General features: G+C 70.0%; 20 protein-coding genes. 4 read left to right on the top strand and 16 right to left on the bottom strand.

What is annotated here, in order from left to right; genetic code table 11:
* From G5C66_RS02195 to G5C66_RS02235, 9 genes are all read right to left on the bottom strand, one after another.
* Positions 1 to 760: VIT1/CCC1 transporter family protein (locus G5C66_RS02195; protein WP_165109313.1), on the bottom strand; the 760-nt coding region annotated here is incomplete at its 3' end.
* Positions 744 to 1,187: a hypothetical protein gene (locus G5C66_RS02200; RefSeq protein WP_165109315.1), complete on the bottom strand. Its 444-nt coding sequence runs from the start codon at positions 1,185 to 1,187 to the stop codon at positions 744 to 746. The genes G5C66_RS02195 and G5C66_RS02200, both read right to left, overlap by 17 nt.
* Before the next feature lie 58 nt (positions 1,188 to 1,245).
* The gene (locus tag G5C66_RS02205) at positions 1,246 to 2,412 is read right to left on the bottom strand and encodes a M20/M25/M40 family metallo-hydrolase (protein WP_165109317.1); all 1,167 of its coding nucleotides are present in this window, start codon (positions 2,410 to 2,412) and stop codon (positions 1,246 to 1,248) included.
* On the bottom strand, positions 2,409 to 3,617 hold the full coding sequence (locus G5C66_RS02210; protein WP_165109319.1) for an aminotransferase-like domain-containing protein: 1,209 nt from the start codon (positions 3,615 to 3,617) through the stop codon (positions 2,409 to 2,411). Before G5C66_RS02210 ends, G5C66_RS02205 begins: the two co-directional genes overlap by 4 nt.
* Before the next feature lie 22 nt (positions 3,618 to 3,639).
* A complete protein-coding gene (locus G5C66_RS02215) occupies positions 3,640 to 4,821 on the bottom strand; it encodes a M24 family metallopeptidase (RefSeq protein ID WP_338144041.1) in 1,182 nt (393 codons plus the stop codon).
* A 161-nt stretch (positions 4,822 to 4,982) separates the two neighbouring features.
* A complete protein-coding gene (locus G5C66_RS02220) occupies positions 4,983 to 6,131 on the bottom strand; it encodes an acyl-CoA dehydrogenase family protein (protein ID WP_420901724.1) in 1,149 nt (382 codons plus the stop codon).
* 60 nt (positions 6,132 to 6,191) lie between these two features.
* Entirely contained in the window at positions 6,192 to 7,556 is a 1,365-nt protein-coding gene (locus G5C66_RS02225; RefSeq protein ID WP_241248180.1) for an MDR family MFS transporter, read from the bottom strand.
* Positions 7,557 to 7,675: 119 nt separating this feature from the next.
* Positions 7,676 to 8,392, bottom strand: a complete 717-nt coding sequence (locus tag G5C66_RS02230; protein ID WP_165109323.1) for a hypothetical protein — start codon at positions 8,390 to 8,392, stop codon at positions 7,676 to 7,678.
* A gap of 31 nt (positions 8,393 to 8,423) precedes the next feature.
* Entirely contained in the window at positions 8,424 to 9,125 is a 702-nt protein-coding gene (locus G5C66_RS02235) for an NAD-dependent deacylase (RefSeq protein ID WP_165109325.1), read from the bottom strand.
* A 133-nt stretch (positions 9,126 to 9,258) separates the two neighbouring features.
* On the opposite strand from G5C66_RS02235, the gene G5C66_RS02240 reads away from it, so the two are divergent.
* From G5C66_RS02240 to G5C66_RS02250, 3 genes are all read left to right on the top strand, one after another.
* The gene (locus G5C66_RS02240; RefSeq protein WP_165109327.1) at positions 9,259 to 10,419 is read left to right on the top strand and encodes a beta-1,3-glucanase family protein; all 1,161 of its coding nucleotides are present in this window, start codon (positions 9,259 to 9,261) and stop codon (positions 10,417 to 10,419) included.
* Positions 10,420 to 10,494: 75 nt separating this feature from the next.
* Positions 10,495 to 10,905 (top strand): hypothetical protein, encoded by a 411-nt coding sequence (locus G5C66_RS02245; RefSeq protein WP_165109329.1) that lies wholly within the window; start codon positions 10,495 to 10,497, stop codon positions 10,903 to 10,905.
* A 45-nt stretch (positions 10,906 to 10,950) separates the two neighbouring features.
* Positions 10,951 to 11,502, top strand: a complete 552-nt coding sequence (locus tag G5C66_RS02250; RefSeq protein WP_165109331.1) for a hypothetical protein — start codon at positions 10,951 to 10,953, stop codon at positions 11,500 to 11,502.
* Positions 11,503 to 11,520: 18 nt separating this feature from the next.
* Here G5C66_RS02250 and G5C66_RS02255 read toward each other — a convergent pair whose 3' ends face one another.
* The 6 genes from G5C66_RS02255 to G5C66_RS02280 form a co-directional block, all read right to left on the bottom strand.
* Positions 11,521 to 12,351 (bottom strand): ABC transporter permease, encoded by an 831-nt coding sequence (locus G5C66_RS02255; protein WP_165109333.1) that lies wholly within the window; start codon positions 12,349 to 12,351, stop codon positions 11,521 to 11,523.
* A 1-nt stretch (position 12,352) separates the two neighbouring features.
* Entirely contained in the window at positions 12,353 to 13,093 is a 741-nt protein-coding gene (locus G5C66_RS02260; protein ID WP_165109335.1) for an ABC transporter ATP-binding protein, read from the bottom strand.
* Positions 13,090 to 13,926 carry an alpha/beta hydrolase gene (locus tag G5C66_RS02265; protein WP_165109337.1) on the bottom strand — a complete coding sequence of 279 codons (837 nt, stop codon included), beginning with the start codon at positions 13,924 to 13,926 and terminating at the stop codon, positions 13,090 to 13,092. The genes G5C66_RS02260 and G5C66_RS02265 overlap by 4 nt, the downstream gene beginning before the upstream one ends.
* Positions 13,927 to 14,028: 102 nt before the next feature.
* Positions 14,029 to 14,691 carry a response regulator gene (locus tag G5C66_RS02270; protein WP_165109339.1) on the bottom strand — a complete coding sequence of 221 codons (663 nt, stop codon included), beginning with the start codon at positions 14,689 to 14,691 and terminating at the stop codon, positions 14,029 to 14,031.
* Positions 14,688 to 15,872: a histidine kinase gene (locus tag G5C66_RS02275; RefSeq protein WP_165109341.1), complete on the bottom strand. Its 1,185-nt coding sequence runs from the start codon at positions 15,870 to 15,872 to the stop codon at positions 14,688 to 14,690. Before G5C66_RS02275 ends, G5C66_RS02270 begins: the two co-directional genes overlap by 4 nt.
* A 458-nt stretch (positions 15,873 to 16,330) precedes the next feature.
* Positions 16,331 to 16,795, bottom strand: coding sequence for an SRPBCC family protein (locus tag G5C66_RS02280; protein WP_165109343.1), 465 nt, complete (start codon positions 16,793 to 16,795; stop codon positions 16,331 to 16,333).
* Positions 16,796 to 16,891: 96 nt separating this feature from the next.
* Between G5C66_RS02280 and G5C66_RS02285 the strand changes: the two genes are divergently transcribed.
* Entirely contained in the window at positions 16,892 to 17,362 is a 471-nt protein-coding gene (locus G5C66_RS02285) for a winged helix-turn-helix transcriptional regulator (RefSeq protein ID WP_165109345.1), read from the top strand.
* 50 nt (positions 17,363 to 17,412) lie between these two features.
* On the opposite strand, the gene G5C66_RS02290 is transcribed toward G5C66_RS02285, so the two are convergent.
* The gene (locus G5C66_RS02290) at positions 17,413 to 18,714 is read right to left on the bottom strand and encodes an MFS transporter (RefSeq protein WP_165109347.1); all 1,302 of its coding nucleotides are present in this window, start codon (positions 18,712 to 18,714) and stop codon (positions 17,413 to 17,415) included.
* Positions 18,715 to 18,771: the final 57 nt, after the last annotated feature.

The following is an 18,771-nucleotide window of genomic DNA, read 5'->3' on the forward strand; positions in this document are numbered from 1 at the left end:
CAACCGAGATCGACACAATCGCAGTAGTCGGAAGCGTCAGATGCGTATAAGAGACAGCGACGTAGGTCACCAGCATCGCCAGCAGGCCTCCGGCGACGTTGCGGAGCGCTGCCCGGATCGGTGGTGCGTAGCCGAGGCGGGCGCTGGTCCAGCCGGTGACGGCGAGCGCGGCCGTGACGGTCAGGATCGTCGCCCAGACGCGGGCGCCGTCGGGGAAGAGCGTGATCGCAAGGAGCGGCACCAGCGCCCCGAGCGTGAACGCGACCATCGAGGCTGCGGCCGCGGCCCAGGGCGAGGTGAGGTCGTCGACGTCGATCCCGAGCTCCAGGGCGGCGTGGGCTCGCAGCGCGTCGCGCTCGGTGAGCTGCTGGGCGACGTCGGCGGCGGTGTCGGGCTCGAGGCCGCGGGCTCGCAGGAAGCCCTCCAGCTCCTGGAGCTCCTCCTCGGGCATCTCCCGGAGCTCGCGGCGCTCCTTGGCGATCAGCGACTCCTCGGTGTCGCGCTGGGTCGAGACCGAGACGTACTCCCCCGCGGCCATGCTGATCGCGCCCGCCACCAGGGCGGCCACGCCGGCGATGAGGATCGTGGAGTCGTCCGTGGTCGCACCGGCGACACCCATCACCACGCCGGCGGTGGAGACGATGCCGTCGTTGGCCCCGAGCACGCCGGCGCGCAGCCAGTTGAGCCGGTTGTTCAGGCCCTCGGCCCGCTCCTCGGCGTCGTCGTGGCCCGCGTGGGCACCCTCACTGGGGAGCGTCACTGCTCCCCTTGCCGGGGACGGGCTCCTGCGGGTTCTCGCAGTAGGTGACCGGGCCGCTCTCGCCGCCGTGGTATTCGTAGGTCTTCCCTGCTGCCTCGAGCACCACGCGCACGCCGTCGGTCAGGACGGTGGCGTACATCTTCCCGGGCTCGGGGCAGCCGAGGCTGCTGTCGCGCCAGGTCACCTTGTCGTGGGAGACGACCGTGATCTCCTCGCTCTTCACCCCCTGACGCCTGGCCAGGTCGGCGATCGCGGCAGCGACCTTCGGGTCCTCGGCGGGCGTCGGACTGGACGATGTGGGCACGTCAGACACGTTAGCGCCTGGGTCGGTCGCCTCGGAGCCACATCCGGCGAACATCGGGGCCAGGGTCAGTGCCAGGACGGGCAGCAGGTAGGCCGTGCGGCGGTCGTTGTCGGTGGGGGTCATGCCCTTGGGTACGTCCTCGGTCCGGAGTTCGTTGCGTATCGCTGGGTCATGGCCGTCATCATGCCGGGGTCCGGCGTCCGGTGTGCTGGAAGAGGGACGCGTACGCGTGGGCGGCGATCGTCAGATCGGCGATCGCGACGCTCTCGTCGGGGTGGTGGGCCTGCTCGGCGACGGATCCGGGACCGAGCACGACGACCGGGATGCCCCGGGCTGCGACGAAGCCGCCGTCGCAGGCGGCGGTCCAGCCGGTCGGGATCGGTGAGGGCGCGCCGGCCGAGGTCAGGGCCACAACGATGTTGTCGACAATCGGATCGTCGACCGGCGTCTCGAAGCCGGGCATGTCCATGGTCATCCGCACCTCGGTGCTGAGGCCGCGGCCGGCGAGGTCGAGGGCCGCGAGCCGCTCCTCGACCTCGATCCGTACGTCGTCCGCCGACTCGCCCGGGAGCAGGCGGCGGTCCGCGGTGATCCGGCAGTGTGCGGCGACCGTCGAGGTCGCCTGACCGCCTCCGATGGTGCCGACGCTCCAGGTGGCCGGGCCGCACAGCGGGTGCGGGCTCGCGGCCAGCTCGTCGTGCCACCGCTCGATCTCGGTGATCACCCGGGCCATGCCGTGGATCGCGTTGCGGCCGTCGGCGGGGTTGCCGGAGTGGGCGGCCAGGCCGGTGAGGGTGATCTCCAGGTAGGCGTCGCCGCGGGCGGCGATCACCGGTCGGAGGCTGGTCGGCTCGATGACCAGGCAGGCGGAGTGACTATTTGTCGACAAATCGCGCACGAAGCGACGGATGCCGAGGCCGAGCTCCTCCTCGTCGACCAGCACGGCGAGCGCGATCGGCGTCTGGTCGACGGTGTTGTCGACTGTGGACAATGCGACGATCGCCGCAGCCAGGCCGCCCTTGGTGTCGGCGCTGCCGCGGCCGTGCAGCCGCCCGTCGCGTACGTCACCGGAGAACGGGTCGCCGCTCCAGCCGTCGCCGGGCGGCACCACATCGGAGTGGCTCACGACCAGGAGGCCCGGCCCAGGACCACGTCCGACCGTCGCGGTCAGGTTGGCGCGCCCCGGCGCGACCTCGTCGAGGGCCACCTCGAAGCCGCGCCGGCGGCACTCGTCAGCAATCACCGCGACGGTCGCGGCCTCCTCCCCCGGCGGGTTCTGGCCACGTGCCCGCACCAGCCGCTGAGCGAGCTCGACGACCTCGTCGGTGTCGACCGGACGGGCCCTCACCGACCCTCCTGGGCGAGGCGGTCGACAGCCCGCCGCAGCCGCGCGACGCCCTCGGCGATCCGGTCGGGCGGGGTGGAGGCGAAGCACAGGCGCATCGAGTGCGGGAATAGCCCGCCGGGCGAGAACGCGTTGCCCGGGATCAGCGCGACCCCCTCGGCCAGCGCGACCTCGAACAGCGCGGTGGTGTCGACCGGCGGGTCGAAGGTGACCCAGAGGAAGAAGCCGCCGTCGGGGGCCGTCCAGGTCGCGAGGCCCTCGAAGTGCTCGGTCAGCGCCGCATGCATCGCCTGCTTCCGCTCCTTGTAGACGATCCGCTGACCGGCCACATGGGCGTCGAACGCACCCGAGTCGAGGAACCCGGCGAGCTGCCGCTGCGCCGGCAGGTTGGTGCAGGTGTCCATCGCCTGCTTGGCGTTGATCAGCAGCTGTCCCAGCGACGGGTCGGCGTCGACCCAGCCGACCCGCAGCCCGGGCGCGACGGTCTTGGAGAAGGTGCGCACCGAGAAGACCAGCGGGTCGCCCTCGGCGAGCTCGTGCAGCGTCGGCAGCGGGTCGCCGGAGAACCGCAGCAGCCCGTAGGGGTCGTCGTCGATCAGGATCGAGCCCCACTCCCGGGCGAGCTCGATCAGCCGGGTCCTTCGCTCCAGCGACAGGGTCGCGCCGGACGGGTTCTGGAAGGTGGGGATGGCGTAGATCGACTTCGGGCGGCGGCCGGTGCGGCGTACCTCTGCCTCCAGCCGCTCCACGTCGAGGCCCTCCTCGTCGACCGGGATCTCGCGGAGCTCGGCGGAGTAGGAGAGCGCGGTCGCGCTGCCGTTGGTGTAGGTCGGTGCCTCGACGACGACCAGGTCACCGGGGTCGGTGAAGAGCTTGTGGACGAGGTCGAGACCCTGCATCCCGCCGGAGGTGATGGTCACCCGGTCCGGGGTGGTCGCGTCGCTGGTGCCGGCGAGCTGCGCCAGCAGCGCCTCACGGAGGACCGGGTCGCCCTCGGTGGCGGCGTAGTCGAAGGCGTGCGGTTCGAGCGGGACCGCGGCCAGCGCGGCTGCCGGGATCGCGTCCTGGGCCGGGCTGCCCATGGCGAGGCGGACGATGTCGTGGGTCTGCTGGGCCAGCAGCGACGTACTGGAGTCGATCACCGAGCCCACGAGCTGCTCGCTGCGTGCTGCCAGGGGCAGCCGGGACTCTGCGCGGATTGTCGACATTCGACATTCCCTCCTTGGTGGACTACTCGTTGACGATCAGCTGACGCGGCATCGAGGTCAGCGGCTCGGGCAGGTGCTCGGTGACCAGGACCGACTCGGAGAGCTCATAGGCCCAGCCGTCCATCCACATCCCGAGGATCACGTGGAAGGCCATCCCGGGCTCGAGAACCGTCTCCTCGCCGGCCCGGAGACTGACGGTCCGCTCGCCCCAGTCGGGCGGGAAGCCGATCCCGATCGAGTAACCGATCCGGGAGTCCTTGCTGAGCCCGTGTGCGTTGATGACCCGGGTGAAGGCGGCATGCACGTCGGCACCGGCCGCCCCGGGCTTCATCGACCCGAGCGCGGCCTCCATGCCCTCGGCGGTCGCGGTGGCGCAGTCGAGGAGCTTGGCCGACGGCGGCCCGAGGCAGACGGTGCGGGCGAGCGGGGCGTGGTAGCGGTTGCGTACGCCGGCGAGCTCGACCGTGGTCGCCTCGCCGCGCCGCAGGACCCTGTCGGTCCAGGTCAGATGGGGTGTGTCGGCACTGACGCCGGTCGGCAGCAGCGGCACCAGCGCCGGATAGTCGCCGCCGACACCGCCGACGCTGACCGTCTGCGCCGCCTGGATCTCGGCGACGACGTCGCACTCACGACGCCCCGACCTCACCCCCGCCAGGGCTGCGGTCATCGCCCGTTCGGCCACCGTGCCTGCGGCCCGCATCTCGTCCTGCTCGGCCGGCGACTTCACCAGGCGCACCCAGTTGACGAGCTCCTCGCTGTCGACGATCCGCGCGTGCCGAAGAGCTCGCTGGACCGCCAAGTACCCCCGCACCGGCAGGTAGTGTGCGTCCAGCTCCATCGCGACGACCGCGTCAGGATTGTCGACAAATACATTTAGCTCTCGGGCCAGGGCGGCGATGTGGTCGTAGGGATGGACGTCGGGCCGGTGGACCAGCTCCTCCGGATAGGCGTGGATCCGCTCCTCGGGCAGCACCGCCGTGTGCCGGGCCCCATGGGCGTCCATCGCCCGCAGGAACAGGTGGGGCTCGCCGCTGGCCGGCACCACGGCGCACTGCGGCACGTAGAACGACCAGGCGTTGTAGCCGGTCAGGTAGTAGAGGTTCGCCGGGTCCGCGACCACCAGCGCCGACCAGCCCCGCTCCGCCATCCGTTGCTGCACCTTCCCCAGCCGCTCCGCGAACTCCTCGGGGCCGAAGACGCTCACCACACCAACACCGTCACCCGATCATCGTGACCGAACGCGCTGATTGTTGACAATAGACAAGCCGAAGATTTCGAACGGCCGTAGCGCCGCCGAAACACGGGGAAATACGCGAGCGGGCGCCCACCCTGAGGTGAGCGCCCGCCACGGACGTACGAAGAGGCTCAGAAGCCGAGCTCGCGGCCGATGAGCTCCTTCATGATCTCGTTGGAGCCGGCCCAGATCTTGGTGACGCGGGCGTCGCGCCAGGCGCGAGCGACGCGGTACTCGTTCATGAAGCCGTAGCCGCCGTGGATCTGGACGCAGTGGTCGAGGACCTCGGACTGCGCCTGCGAGGACCACCACTTGGCCTTGGACGCCTCGACCGGGGTGAGCTCACCACGGGCGTGCGCGGCGACGCACTTGTCGACGTACGCCTCAGCGACCTCGATCTGGGTGACCAGCTCGGCGAGCAGGAACTTGTTGTGCTGGAAGGCACCGATGGACTGACCGAAGGCCTTGCGGTCCTTGGCGTACTGGATGGTCTCCATCAGGATCTGCTTGGCCTGAGCGACGTTGGCGACCGCGCAGGAGACGCGCTCCTGCGGGAGCTCCTCCATCATGTGGATGAAGCCGCGGTTGAGCTCGCCGATGATCTCGGCGTCGGTGACGCGTACGTTCTCGAAGAAGAGCTCGGCGGTGTCGGACTCCTCCATGCCGACCTTGTCGAGCTTGCGGCCGCGCGAGAAGCCCTCCTTGGTCGCCTCGATCGCGAAGAGGGTGATGCCCTTGGCGCCCTTCTCCGGGTCGGTGCGGACCGCGGTGATGACCAGGTCGCAGGAGTAGCCGTTGGTGATGAAGGTCTTGGAGCCGTTGATGACCCACTCGTCGCCGTCGCGGACGGCGGTGGTCTTCAGCGCGGCCAGGTCGGAGCCGCCGGAGGGCTCGGTCATGCCGATCGCGAGCAGGATCTCACCCGACGCCACGCCCGGCAGCCAGCGCTGCTTCTGCTCCTCGGTGCCGAGACGGACCAGGTAGGGAGCGGTGATGTCGGAATGGATGCCGACGCACGTCGGGTAGGCCGCGCCGATCTTGGCGAGCTCCTCGGCGAGGACCGCATTGAAGCGGAAGTCGTCGGCGCCGGCGCCGCCGTACTCCTCCGGGATCGCGAGCCCGAGGAAGCCCTGCGCGCCGGCCTCCAGCCAGAACTCGCGGGGCAGCGCCTTGTCGGCGATGTGCTTGTCGGTGTGGGGCTTGACCGAACGCTCCAGCCACTGCTGGACGGAGGCTCGGAAGTCCTCGTGGTCTTCCTCATAGTGGTCGCGCTTCAGCATGCGTCGGAGTCTACGACGCAGTGGTTACTCGGTGGTAACCACTGTTTCAAAACGGCGGAGTCACCTGCTGATCCGGACGGGCGTACGCCACGCCACCACCAGCAGCGGGAGCGAGACGACCAGGCCGACGACGAAGACGACGTGCAGCGCCGGCGCGAGGACGTCGGCCGGCAGAGACTCGAGGGGAGGCACCTCTCCCCCGGCGTACTCGCTCCGGACCAGCCCGTTCGCGACCGCCCCGAAGAGCGCGACGCCCAGGGCCGAGCCGACCGAGCGGGCGAACATGTTGGACCCGGTAGCCACCCCACGCACCTCCCAGTCGACCGCGGAACCAGCCGCGACGACGCCGGGGTTGACCGACCAGCCGAAGCCGAGACCGAGTACGAAGCACGGGATCGCCAGGTGCCAGAACGACGAGCTCTCGCCGACCGTGACCAGCACGAGCCCGCCGATGATGACGAGCAGCGCCCCGAGCGCGACCGCAACCCGGAACCCCTTCGAGAGGTAGATCCGGCCGGCCGTGGCGGCGGCGATCGGCCAGCCGATGCTCATCCCGGCGAGCGCGAACCCGGCGACCACCGCCGAGTGACCGAGGACGCTCTGCGCATAGAGCGGGACGTACGTCGTCAGCCCGAGCATCACCACGCCGACGATCAGGCTGGCGGCGTTGGCTGGCGCGAGGACGCGGTGACCGAGGACCCATGGCGGCAGCACCGGGTCGACGGCCCGCCGCTCGACGAAGCCGAAGGCGACCAGGGCGACGATGCCGACCGCGAAGATCAGGTAGGACGGCCACGAGGCCCAGGCCCAGGCGTGCCCGCCCTCGAGCAGCCCGAGCAGCAGCGCGATGCCGCCGACGGTCAGCAGTCCCGCCCCGGACCAGTCGATCGCGGTCGTCGCGGCGGGCCGGCGGTCCTCGCGGAAGTGGCGCAGCAGCCACAGCGCGACCGCCCCGATCGGCAGGTTGATCAGGAAGATCAGCCGCCAATCGAGGTAGTCGGCGAAGACACCGCCCAGCGTCGGCCCGACGATGGCGGCGGTGGCCCAGACCGAGGCGACGTACGAGGTCGCGACCGCCCGCTCCTCCAGCGTGTAGATGTCGGAGACGATCGTCATCGCCATCGGCTGGATCGCCCCGGCCCCGATGCCCTGGACCGCCCGGAAGACGATCAGTGCAGTCAGCGACCACGCCAGACCGCACAGCAGCGACCCGACCAGGAACGCCACGATCCCGGCGATCATCACCGGCTTGCGCCCCAGCCGGTCAGCCACCTTGGCGTACAGCGGCGTGGTCACCGCGGTGGCCAGCACATAGATCGAGAAGAGCCACGGGAACTGCTCGAAGCCGCCGAGGTCCTTCACCACGCTCGGCACCGCCGTCGCCAGGATCGTCATGTCGATCGCGACCAGGCTGAGCGACACCATCACCGCGAGCAGGATCGGCCCGCGTTCGCTACGTAGTCCTACCGAGCTGCGCGTTGGTCTGGTCGTCGAGGTGGGCACATTACTTAGCAAGCCTCACGACCGCGGATTCATTCCTGGAGTCACTTCTCCAGCTCGGCCAGGTCGAAGACCTCGTCGGGGGCTGGCTCCTCGACCCGGAACTCCTTGTCGAAGTCGGAGAAGGTGAGCTCGCCGGCGCTGCCCTGGGTCCACTTCACGATCCGGTGGGGCTCGGCGGCCAGGACGTACGTCCGGCTCTCGGTGTCGCCGTGGGTGACGTCGAGGCGCACGGACGGCCCGTCGGCGGCCATCGCCGGGCCGATCGCCTGCGCCTCGGCCTCCGCCGGGACCATCTGGGCAGTGAGGCTGTCGATGCTGCAGAAGGCACGCAGGCTGGCCATCTCACCCTCGAGCTTGACCCACTTCTTGCCGACCCGCTTGGCGATGCGCTCACCCTCGCCCTTGGCCGGTGCGATCGACTTCCAGAACGCCTCGTCGCCCTGGTACCAGGCCGAGCCGGCGATGGAGCGGAGCGAGATCTCGCCGTCGCCGATGCTGACCTTGCCGACACAGCTGTCCTCGGCGGAGACGTCGAGGTCGACGGTGATCTTGGTGCCCTGCGGGTCGAGTACGTCGCCCTCGACGTGGACGGTGTCGAGGTCGTGCATCGCGGTCCGGGCGTGCTCGGCGATCTGGTTGCCGGGCTGCTTCGCGTACTCGCGCGCCTGGGACAGGGTTCCCTCCGGGTCGCCACAGCCGGCGAGAGCGCTGGTCAGCGCGACGATGAGGACGGTCGTGGGCACGGCATGGCGAAACACGCGGCCTATCGTGACAGAAATTACGAGGGGGTCAACGCGACAGCGCCTGCACGTCGGCAACCCACTCGGGCACCAGTTTGCCGGCCGGTCCATGGCGGGCGTCGTCGAAGAGGTGCGAGGTCTCGGACGGGTCCAGGTTGAGCTCGAGCGTCTTGGCTCCGGCGAGGGCGGCCATGCGTACGAACCCCGCGGCCGGGTAGACCGCGCCGCTGGTGCCAATCGCGACGAAGAGATCGGCCTCGACGAGAGCGCGCTCGATCACATCGAGGTCGTAGGGCATCTCGCCGAACCACACCACGTCGGGCCTCAGGGTGTCGTTGCCGCAGCCCGGACAGGCCGGCGCGTCGCCGAGGTCGTCGTCCCAGGCGAACCGGCCCTGGCACGAGTCGCAGAGGGCCGAGAGCAGCTCGCCGTGCATGTGCACGACCCGGCGGGAGCCGGCTCGCTCGTGGAGGTCGTCGACGTTCTGCGTGACCACCAGCAGCTCGTCGCCGAGGACCTGCTCGAGCCTGGCCAGCGCGAGGTGGGCAGGGTTGGGCACCACCGACCGCAGCTCGCGGCGGCGGTCGTCGTAGAACCGGTGGACCGTCGCCGGATCGCGATGGAACGCCTCGGGCGTGGCCACGTCGTCGACATGGTGGCCCTGCCAGAGGCCATCGGCGTCCCGGAAGGTCGCGAGACCGCTCTCTGCGGAGATCCCGGCTCCGGTCAGCACGACAACTTTCACAAGCATTCAGGCTACCGAGGTTGACGAAGCATCCGCTGCCCCCGGACGGCCATTTTGGTCACACGATCGGTATGGACTTTTTCTGTAAAGGCCCCTTACTGTAATTCGGGTTCCTACAGTTCCCCACTCGGGAGGTCCCATGCTGACCAGACGATCTGTACTGACCGCCACCTCTGCCGCCCTCGCCCTGCCGCTCCTCGGCGCGACCCCGTGGCAGGCCCAGGCGATGCGGACACAGGGCGCCAGCGCCCAGGCCGCGATCCGACTCCGCTTCGTCAACCGGACCGGTGCGTACGACAACGCCTCCATCCACTTCTACGTCGTCGGGACCAACCTGGCGACGGGCGAGCAGTCCCGGGTCACGCCCGAGGGCACGCTCGTTCCGGTCTCCCTCGCCGACAACGGCGCCGACGGCTACGCCGACTACGCGATCCCGTTCTCGAGCAGCGGCGACACGCTCTCCCAGATCCCCGCCGACATGTCCGGACGGATCTACTTCTCGCTCGGCGACAAGCTGAAGTTCAAGGTCAACGAGGGCAACGCGCTCGCCTACCCGGCGGCCTGGGTCGAGTCCGACCCCAGCTACGGCGTGCTGCACGACTGCGTCGAGTTCACCTACAAGAGCGGCCGGATCTACTGCAACACCACCATGGTCGACATGTTCAGCGTCCCGCTCTCGATCGCGCTGACCGGCGAGCAGTCGCCGACCACCGGCACCCTCGTCGAGGGAGGCCGCGCGAAGATCTTCTCCGCCGTCTCCGCCTCGCCCGACTTCGCCTCGCTCGTCGTCGACGACCGCCGGATCATCGCGCCAGGACACGGGCTGGACGCCGGGAGGTTCTCCACGACCTACTTCGACACCTACATCGACCAGGTCTGGTCGAAGTACGCCGGCGAGCCGCTCGTCGTGAAGGCCAACAACACCACCTTCACCGGCCGCGTCAGCGGCGACCAGTTCGTCTTCGACGGCGGGGTCAAGGCGTTCAGCCGCCCCTCGACCCGCGACGTGCTCTTCTGCGACGGCGCCCTGGCCGCGCCCAACGACGGCATCACCGGCCCCGTCGCCGCCGTGCTCGGCGCCGGCTTCAACCGGACCACGCTGCTCGCCTCCGCCGACCAGCCCACCGGCGACCCCGCCGGGTTCTACCAGGGCTCGCCGGTCCATGCGTACTGCAAGGCGATGCACGACAACACCGTCGACGGGAAGGCCTACGGGTTCGCCTTCGACGACGTCGGCGGCTTCGCCTCGTACGTCGAGGACAACGCCTCCGAGATGGCGGTGACGCTCACCCCGTTCTGACCTGTCGCCTCCCCTCTATCGGGGATCGCCGGCATCACACGCCCAGCACGCCACGAGGGCCCGTACGGTCGCACCATGACGTACGTCGTCCTCGTGGCGTGGCTCGTCCAGGCAGCGGTCGGGGTCCTGCTGCTGACGGGCTGGCTCCGGCGCGGCCGCGGCCGGACGCCGATCGTCCTCAGCCACGTGGTGGCCTCCGTCCTCGGGGTCGCCTCCTGGATCACGTACGTCCTGACCGACCGGGTCCTGTGGGCGTGGGCCGCCATCGTCCTCATCACGATCGGCAACAGCTTCGGCGACATGATGCTGCTGCGTCGTGCGCGAGCGATGGGCGGACGCCACCTCTCGACGGTCAACGCCTACATGGTCGCGCTGCGTTCGATGTTCAAGGGCCGGCTTCCGCTCCGGGTCAGCTTCCATGCGGTGTTCGCCGGGGTCGTCTACTTCTCCACCCTGGCCGTCTGCATCGTCGACACCGTCGGGTGACGCATTGTCGGTGCGGGGCGCCGTTGCTGTCGGGATACTGACCCCATGGGTGCAGGGGGCGCGGTTCTGATCATCGTCGTCGGCGCAGTGCTGCTGTTCCTGGTGGCGGTCGCGCTCGTCCTGCTCGTTGCGGCCGCGGTGGTGCGGGCGTCCGGGAAGAACCCGAGGCCGCTGGCGTGGACCGGGGTCGGCGTGCTCGCGATCCCGGTGCTCTTCGTCGCGACGCTCGTCGTGTGGGCGCAGACCGTCCGAGACCCCGACACCATCGAGCTCGACCTGCGTGAGCCGGTCCTGCTCTCCAGCCTGCCCGAGGACAACGAGGAGTTCCCCGGGATGCGCGACTACGACAGCAAGCACGTCGACCTGGTGCTGCCCGACGGCGAGCGGTTCGAGGCCGAGGTCGACGGGGTCCTGGTCTGGTCCGACGACGGGTACGTCACGCGGGTCACCTTCGACCGGCGAGCCCGCGAGCAGGGCGAGGCCGAGTCGCTCGGCGAGACCTGGGAGGCCGCGCTGGGCGGCTCCGGCACCGTCGAGGTCCAGCCGGACTACTCGGACCACGGGCGGGTGCGCGGCGAGGTGCTCGCCGCGCCCTAGCCGCCCCACGCCACCCGGTCATCGCCCCAGCCGGCGCAGTCGGGCCATGGCCAACGGCAGGCAGATCGCGATGATGGCGACCGGCCAGAGCACGGCCATGGTGAGGGCGTGCTCGCCGACCCAGGAGGTGGCCGGGGCGGCCATGTTGCCGAAGAGCTCGCGGGTGGCGATGACGGTCGAGGAGAGCGGGTTCCACTCGGCGGGGACGGCCAGCCAGCCCGGCATCAGGTCGGTCGGCACGATCGTGTCGGCGACCATGGCGAGCGGGAAGACGAGCGCGAAGTACTTCATCGCCGCCTCCGGACCGCTGACCAGCAGGCCGAGCAGGATGCCGACCCAGGAGAACGCCATCCTGAGCAGGACCAGGAGCCCCAGCGCGGCGATCACCGCGCCGACCCCGAGATGGGCCTGCCAGCCGAACAGGGTCCCGAGCGCCAGCAGGATGCTGAGCTCCACGACCGCCAGGATCACGTCGGCCAGAGCGCGCCCGGCCAGCACGGCCACCGGCGACATGGGGAGGGATCGCATCCGGTCGAGCACCCCGCCGCGTACGTCCTCGGCGACGGAGATCGTGGTGTTGCCGATGCCGAACGCCATGGTGAGCGCGAAGAGGCCGGGGAGCAGGAACTCGCGGTACTCGTCCCCCGGCACGTTCATCGCGACCCCGAAGGCCTCGCCGAAGACGAAGCCGAACATGGCCACCGCCATCACCGGGATCATCAGCGTGCCGAGGAGCTCGTCGGGGCGGCGTACGAGATGGAGGAGGTGGCGTTTGGCCACCACCCAGGTGTCGACCGTCGCCCACGTGATGCGTGATCCGTGGACGGTGGGTTCGGTCACTGTGGTCATCTCAGGCCCCCTCGGTGATGAGCAGGAACGCCTCGTCGAGGTCGCGGCCACCGACGCTGGACTTGAGCTCGGCGGGCGTCCCCTCGGCGACGACCCGGCCGCGGTCGACCATCGTGATGCGTGAACACAGCCGGTCGGCCTCCTCCAGGTACTGGGTGGTGAGCAGCACGGTCGTGCCCGAGTCGGCCAGCTCGCGGACGGCGTCCCAGACCTCGATCCGGCTGCGCGGGTCGAGGCCGGTGGTGGGCTCGTCGAGGAAGAGCACCCGGGGGCTGCGGATCAGGCTGACCGCCAGATCGAGCCGCCTGCGCATGCCCCCGGAGTAGCCCCGCACCGGACGGCCGGCGGCCTCGACGAGGTCGAAGCGCTCGAGCAGCTCGTCGGCTCGGGCTCGAGCCTCGCGGGCTCGCATCCGGTGCAGGCGGGCGAACATCTCCAGGTTCTGGCGACCGCTCAGGATACCGTCGACGGCCGCGTACTGGCCGGCGATGCCGATCCGCGCCCGCACGCCCGCCCGGTCGCGAGCCACGTTGCGGCCGGCGACCCAGGCCTGGCCGGAGTCGAAGCTCGCGAGCGTGGCGAGGATGCGTACGGTCGTGGTCTTGCCGGCTCCGTTCGGGCCGAGCAGGCCGTGGACCGTGCCGGCGGGGACGGCGAGGTCGATGCCGTCCAGGGCGGCACCGCGGCCGGGGTAGCTCTTGCGGAGTCCCTGGGTCCAGATCGCGGGCTCGTCGGTGATCATGCTGCTGCCTCCAGTTCTGTCGGTCGAGCCGACGTGGTGAGGGACGAACGGCGGCGCGTCGGGCCCGACGCGTTCGTCACCTCGTCGTAGCGGCCCAGAGCGATCCGGGCGATGTTGAGCAGCGACTCGCTGCCCTCGGTGTAGTAGCCGCAGTGGCCGGGGATGTCGCCGGTCCCGAAGCGGGTCGCGCCCAGCTCGGGATGCAGCGGGCCGCGCCCCAGACCGAGTCGGCCGAGGCGTACCTGCGGGACGAGCCGAATCCGGTCGGTCTCGCCGTACGCCGCCCAGAGCCGGGTGCGTGACCCGAGCTCGGAGCGGTGCACCACGCCCATCCCGGGGCTGCCCAGCGCCACGCAGTCCTCGGCGCGGGCGCTCGCCAGGGCGAGGCCGGCGACGGTCGAGCCATAGCTGTGCCCGACCAGGGTGAGATGGGCGGCGCGCGGCAGGTAGTGGGTGAGGGCGGCCAGGTCGCGGGCGCCGGCGTAGGCGGGCCCGTTGGTGATCGCGTTGTACCACTCCGGCGGCGAGTGGTAGCCCAGCCAGACCACGACGGCCGACCGGCTCTCGGGCGCGATCTCCTGCATCGTACGCAGCAGCAGCTGCCCCCGGGAGCGCGGACTGTGGGCCTCGGTGCTGGTGAAGTAGTTGCCGAGGTGGTGGCCGTTGCCGGGCACCAGGACCGCGACGTGGTCGGCGGTCACGACATCCCCGAAGGCCTCCACGACCCGTGCCCCTCCGGGCGGGTCGCAGGCGAGGAGGCGCCCACCGATTGTTCCGTCGATGGTTCCATCGGCCTCGTTGAGGCCGTACCTGAGCGGCGTCACAACTGTCATGGCTGTGACGCTAGGTTTCAGGTCCCCCGCCGCGCGTCACTCTGGGGAGCCAATCGACCCCCTACCGGGGTAGTGCGGGATGACCCTGAGGGCCCGGTCAGGCTAGACGTGCGGAGCGACCAGGCCGCTCTCGTAGGCGAAGACGACGGCCTGGGCTCGGTCGCGCAGGCCGAGCTTGCCGAGGATGCGGCTGACGTGGGTCTTCACGGTCTGCTCGGCGAGGAAGAGCTCGGCGGCGATCTCGCTGTTGGACCTGCCGCGGGCGATGTTCTCGAGTACCTCGCGCTCACGCTCGGTGAGCTGCTTGAGGCGCGGGTCGGCGCGGCGGCGACGGGGAGCGCGGGCGAACTGCGCGATCACCTGCCGGGTCACCGACGGCGAGAGCAGCGCCTCGCCGGCATGGACCACCCGGATCGCGGAGGCGAGCTCGTCGGGCGAGGCGTCCTTGAGGAGGAACCCGCTGGCGCCGAGGCGCAGCGACTCGTGGACGTACTCGTCGGCGTCGAACGTGGTCAGCATGACCACCCTGGTCTGGGCCGTGGTCGGGTTCTCGGAGAGCTGCCGGAGCGCCTCGATGCCGTCCATCACCGGCATCCGGACGTCCATCAGCACCACGTCGGGATGCGTACGCCGCACCACCTGCAACGCCTCGGAGCCGTCTGCCGCGGTGCCGACGACCTCGATGTCCGGCTGGGTGCTGAGCAGCGCCACGAAGCCGGAGCGCACCATCTCCTGGTCGTCGACGACCACGATTCTCACCGTCACGGGGTCTTCCTACCGCGTTCGATCGGGGTGCGCACAGCCGTTTCGACCGGGAGTCTCGCCTCGACGACGAACTCGTCGTCGACCGGTCCGGCAGTGAGACTGCCGCCGACAGCAGCGGCTCGTTCGCGCATCCCGATCAGCCCGTGCCCACCACCAGTCGCCTCGATGGCGGGAGCGGCGCCGTCGAGCCGGTTGGCGATGCGTACGGTCAGGTCCTCTGCTTGGTCGATGTCGATGCTCACCGCCTCGCTGGGGGCGTGACGGCGGGCGTTGCTGAGCGCTTCCTGCACGATCCGGTAGGCCGCGGTGCCGACCTCGGGCGCCACGTCGGCGAGCTCGGGAAGGTCGCCGCGCACCTCGACCCGCTGGCCGGTCCCGCGGGCAGACTCGAAGAGCTCGCCCAGCCCGTCGATGCCCGGCACCGGGACCCGGCCCGACTGCCCCTCCTCCGTACGCAGCACGTCGAGCACCCCACGCATCTGCCGCAGCGCCGACGCCGCCAGGTCGGCGATCTCGGCGAACTCGGCCTCAGCCGCCGGGCTGACGTCGTCGACCCGGTGCGGTGCCGACCTGGCCTGCACGGTGATCAGCGACATGTTGTGGGCGATCACGTCGTGGAGCTCTCGGGCGATGCGCGCCTTCTCCTCGACGACCGAGCGGCGCTCGTGCTCCTCGCGCAAGGCGCTGCGGCTCTCGGCGAGCCGGCGAGCGACGGTCGCGAGCGCACCGAGGATCAGCGCGAGCGAGGCGAAGTTCGCGACCTCGCCGAGAGCGGGGACGAAGTCGTTCCAGGCCAGTCCGACGACCGCCAGCGCCACCCCCGCGGCGACCTGGATGCCCAGGGTGATCGCCGCCAGCCGCCAGCCCGCGACCAGGGTCAGCACGATCAGCACCAGCACCTGCGTCAGCGTCGGCGGCGGCACCATCCACGGCCAGCCGTCCTCACCCCGGCCCATGATCGCCACCGCGCAGAGCGTCACCGCGACCAAGGACAGGCCGGCGGCCTCGACCGGGCGCCACAGCGCGAGCGCGATCGACCCGGCATGAGCACCGCCCAGCAGCAGCGCGACACCCCCGGCGACCGAGTAGGCATCCGCCAGGACGGCCGACTGGACGATCCCGAGGACGATCGCGGCGACGTACACAGCCAGTCGTCCGCGCCCCGCCCAGGTCTTCAGCATGATTTCAGTAATACCAGGGCGATGCCTGGCACATGCCCCTGTGAAGCCCTGCACGCTGAACCGAGAGCTTGTGGCTTCCTCCTCCATGGCCAGGCGATGGAGCGAAAACCTGCTCCTCCCTTCTCGATGAGGTGAACGAAGGTTCGTTCACGCGTCCGGGACGAATGAAAGTTCGTTCGTCCGCCGAAGGTAGGGGCACGGCGCGATCCAACCGAACGGCGGGCCAAGAGCGTCGCGTCACGAGCAAATACTGGATCTGGTGAAGGGCATCCCGACTCTGTCGCTGGTGAAGTGGTCGATCTGGGCTCTCTCGAGCGCCTCCGGCTGACCCGAATCGACCACTTCTCACCAGTGGAAGCTCCCTCTGGCCGGAGCCGACGATGGGCGTGGCGAAGCCGCACACCGGAGCGCTGCTCGTCCGGACGATCGAGGAGATCCGGGGCATCCTCGCCTGAGCATCACCGGCCGACGGCGGCCTTGTCCTCGTCCTGCGTCCGGATGGTGCCTTCGCCGGACTCGATCCGGCCCTTGAGGCTGACGGTGATGTAGTGGGTCCAGGCGTCGTAGCAGACGTCGAAGCACTCGTCGCCGCGGCCGAGCCCCTCATGGGTGAAGGTCACGCGGGTCTGATCGCCGTCGACGGCGATGTCGAAGCGGCCCGTCGTGCCGATCCACTCCTTCTTGTCGGCGATGAAGTCGAGGTAGCCGTCGGTGAACTCCCACACGACGCGCTCGCCCGGCACGAGCTCCTTGACGAGCTGCTTGGAGTAGTGGATGTCCGGCACCAGGTAGAACCACTCGGCACCGACCTGGTCGGTGGGGCCGGCGATGTGGTGCCCCCACCAGGAACGTACGTCGTTGATGGCCTCGTACGCCTCCTGCGGGGTGGCGTCGACGGTGAAGGTTGCGGTCAGGTCGCTCATGGTCTCCCCTTGAGGTCAGCTGTGACTTGCATCATGCAAGCACCACCGTAGACACCAGCACTTTCATCATGCAAGTGGTTTGTTAGAGTCGTTGTCGTGCTCGGAAAGACGTACGACGGCCAGATCTGCTCCATCGCCCGATCCCTGGAGGTGGTGGGCGAGCGATGGACCATGCTGATCCTGCGGGACGCGATCCTCGCCGGGGTCACGCGCTACGGCGACTTCCAGCACAATCTCGGCATCGCCACCAACGTCCTGAAGACGCGTCTCGCCACGCTCGTCGAGGCCGGACTGATGACCCGCGACGACGCCGGCGACTACCGGCCCACCGCGATGGCCCAAGGCCTGCGGCCGACGCTGATCGCCCTCACCGAGTGGGGCGACACCTGGTTCGCCCCGGACGGGCGACCGATCGAGTACCTGCACGCCGACTGCGGCGAGCCGGTCCACATCGAGACCCGGTGCGAGCGGCACGGCGAGGTGCCGCCGGACCAGGTCGCGGTGCGGCCCGGGCCGGGCATGCCCGCCGACTACCTGGCAGCTCGCCGACCGGCCCGGGACAGATGAGACAGCAGAGCCCGCCGTGACTCGCACGGCGGGCTCTGCTGCATGGGGCCTCAGGCGTCGACGAGTTCTCGCGAGCTGGTCTCCCCCAACCTGATCAGGGAGAACACACTCAGCAGACAGAACCCCGCGATGACGGTCGAGAGCATGACGGTGCCGGCTCCAGCCTTCTGCAGGGAGGCGAAGAGCAGCGGGGACAGACCCGCGCCCATGCCGGCGAGCTGGTAGCCGAGCGAGGCGCCGGTGTAGCGCGAGGAGGTCTTGAAGACCTCGCTCATCAGCGCGGCGAGCGGGCCGTAGAAGGCGGCATGGATGACCGACTGGCCGAGGACCACCGCGAGCACCAGCAGCGCGACCGACCCGCTGTCGAGCATCGGGAACAGGATATAGGCGAAGACCGCGGTCGTGACGGCGGCGGTGAGGACGACAGGCCGACGGCCGACGCGGTCGCTGAGCGCTGACCAGCCGAGGATGCCGACGACCGCACCTGCCGAGGAGACCGTCAGCGCGTTGAGCACGGTCGGGCGTTCGAAACCGGCACCGAGGGCGTAGGAGATCAGGAAGGTGGTCAAGGTGCCCTGCACGACGAAGGCGCCGAGGCCGACCCCGACAGCCAGCAGGAGCGTACGCGGGTGGTTGCGGAGGACCTCCAGCAACGGCGTCTTCGCCTCGGCCCGACGGTCCTTCATCGCCTCGAAGGCCGGCGACTCGGTCACGCTCAGGCGGATCCACAGACCGACCCCGAGCAGGACGATGCTGAGCAGGAACGGCACCCGCCAGCCCCACGCGGTGAACTGCTCCGGGGTGGTGACCGAGGCCATCACCGCCATCACGGCAGTGGACAGGACCATGCCGGCCGGGGCGCCCGCGTTGGTGAACGACGCCCACAGCCCACGCCGGGAGGTGGCGTGCTCGGCGGTGATCAGCACCGCGCCACCCCACTCGCCGCCGATCGCGACGCCCTGGACGACCCGGAGCAGGACCAGGAGAACCGGCGCGGCCGCCCCGATCTGGCCGTACGTCGGCAGGCAGCCGATCAGGAAGCTGACCACGCCCATGATCAGCATGGTGAGGACCAGCATCTTCTTCCGCCCGAGGCGGTCGCCGAAGTGGCCGAAGACGACGCCGCCGAGCGGGCGCGCCAGGTAGCCGGCGGCGAAGGTGCCGAAGGAGGCGATCGTGCCGGTGACCGGGTCGAGGTTGGAGAAGAAGACCTGGTTGAAGACCACCGCCGAGGCGGTGGAGTAGAGCAGGAAGTCGTAGTACTCGATCAGGCTGCCCGTGAAGCTGCTGGCGACGATCCGGCCCATCTGCGTGCGTGGGCCGGTCGTGCTACCGCCGGAGGTGAGGGTCATGGGGGCTCCATTCAGGATTCCTGTTTATCAGGATTCCTGTCGATTCTAGTGATGCAC

Source organism: Nocardioides turkmenicus, from assembly GCF_011045035.1.
Lineage (GTDB): Bacteria > Actinomycetota > Actinomycetes > Propionibacteriales > Nocardioidaceae > Nocardioides > Nocardioides turkmenicus.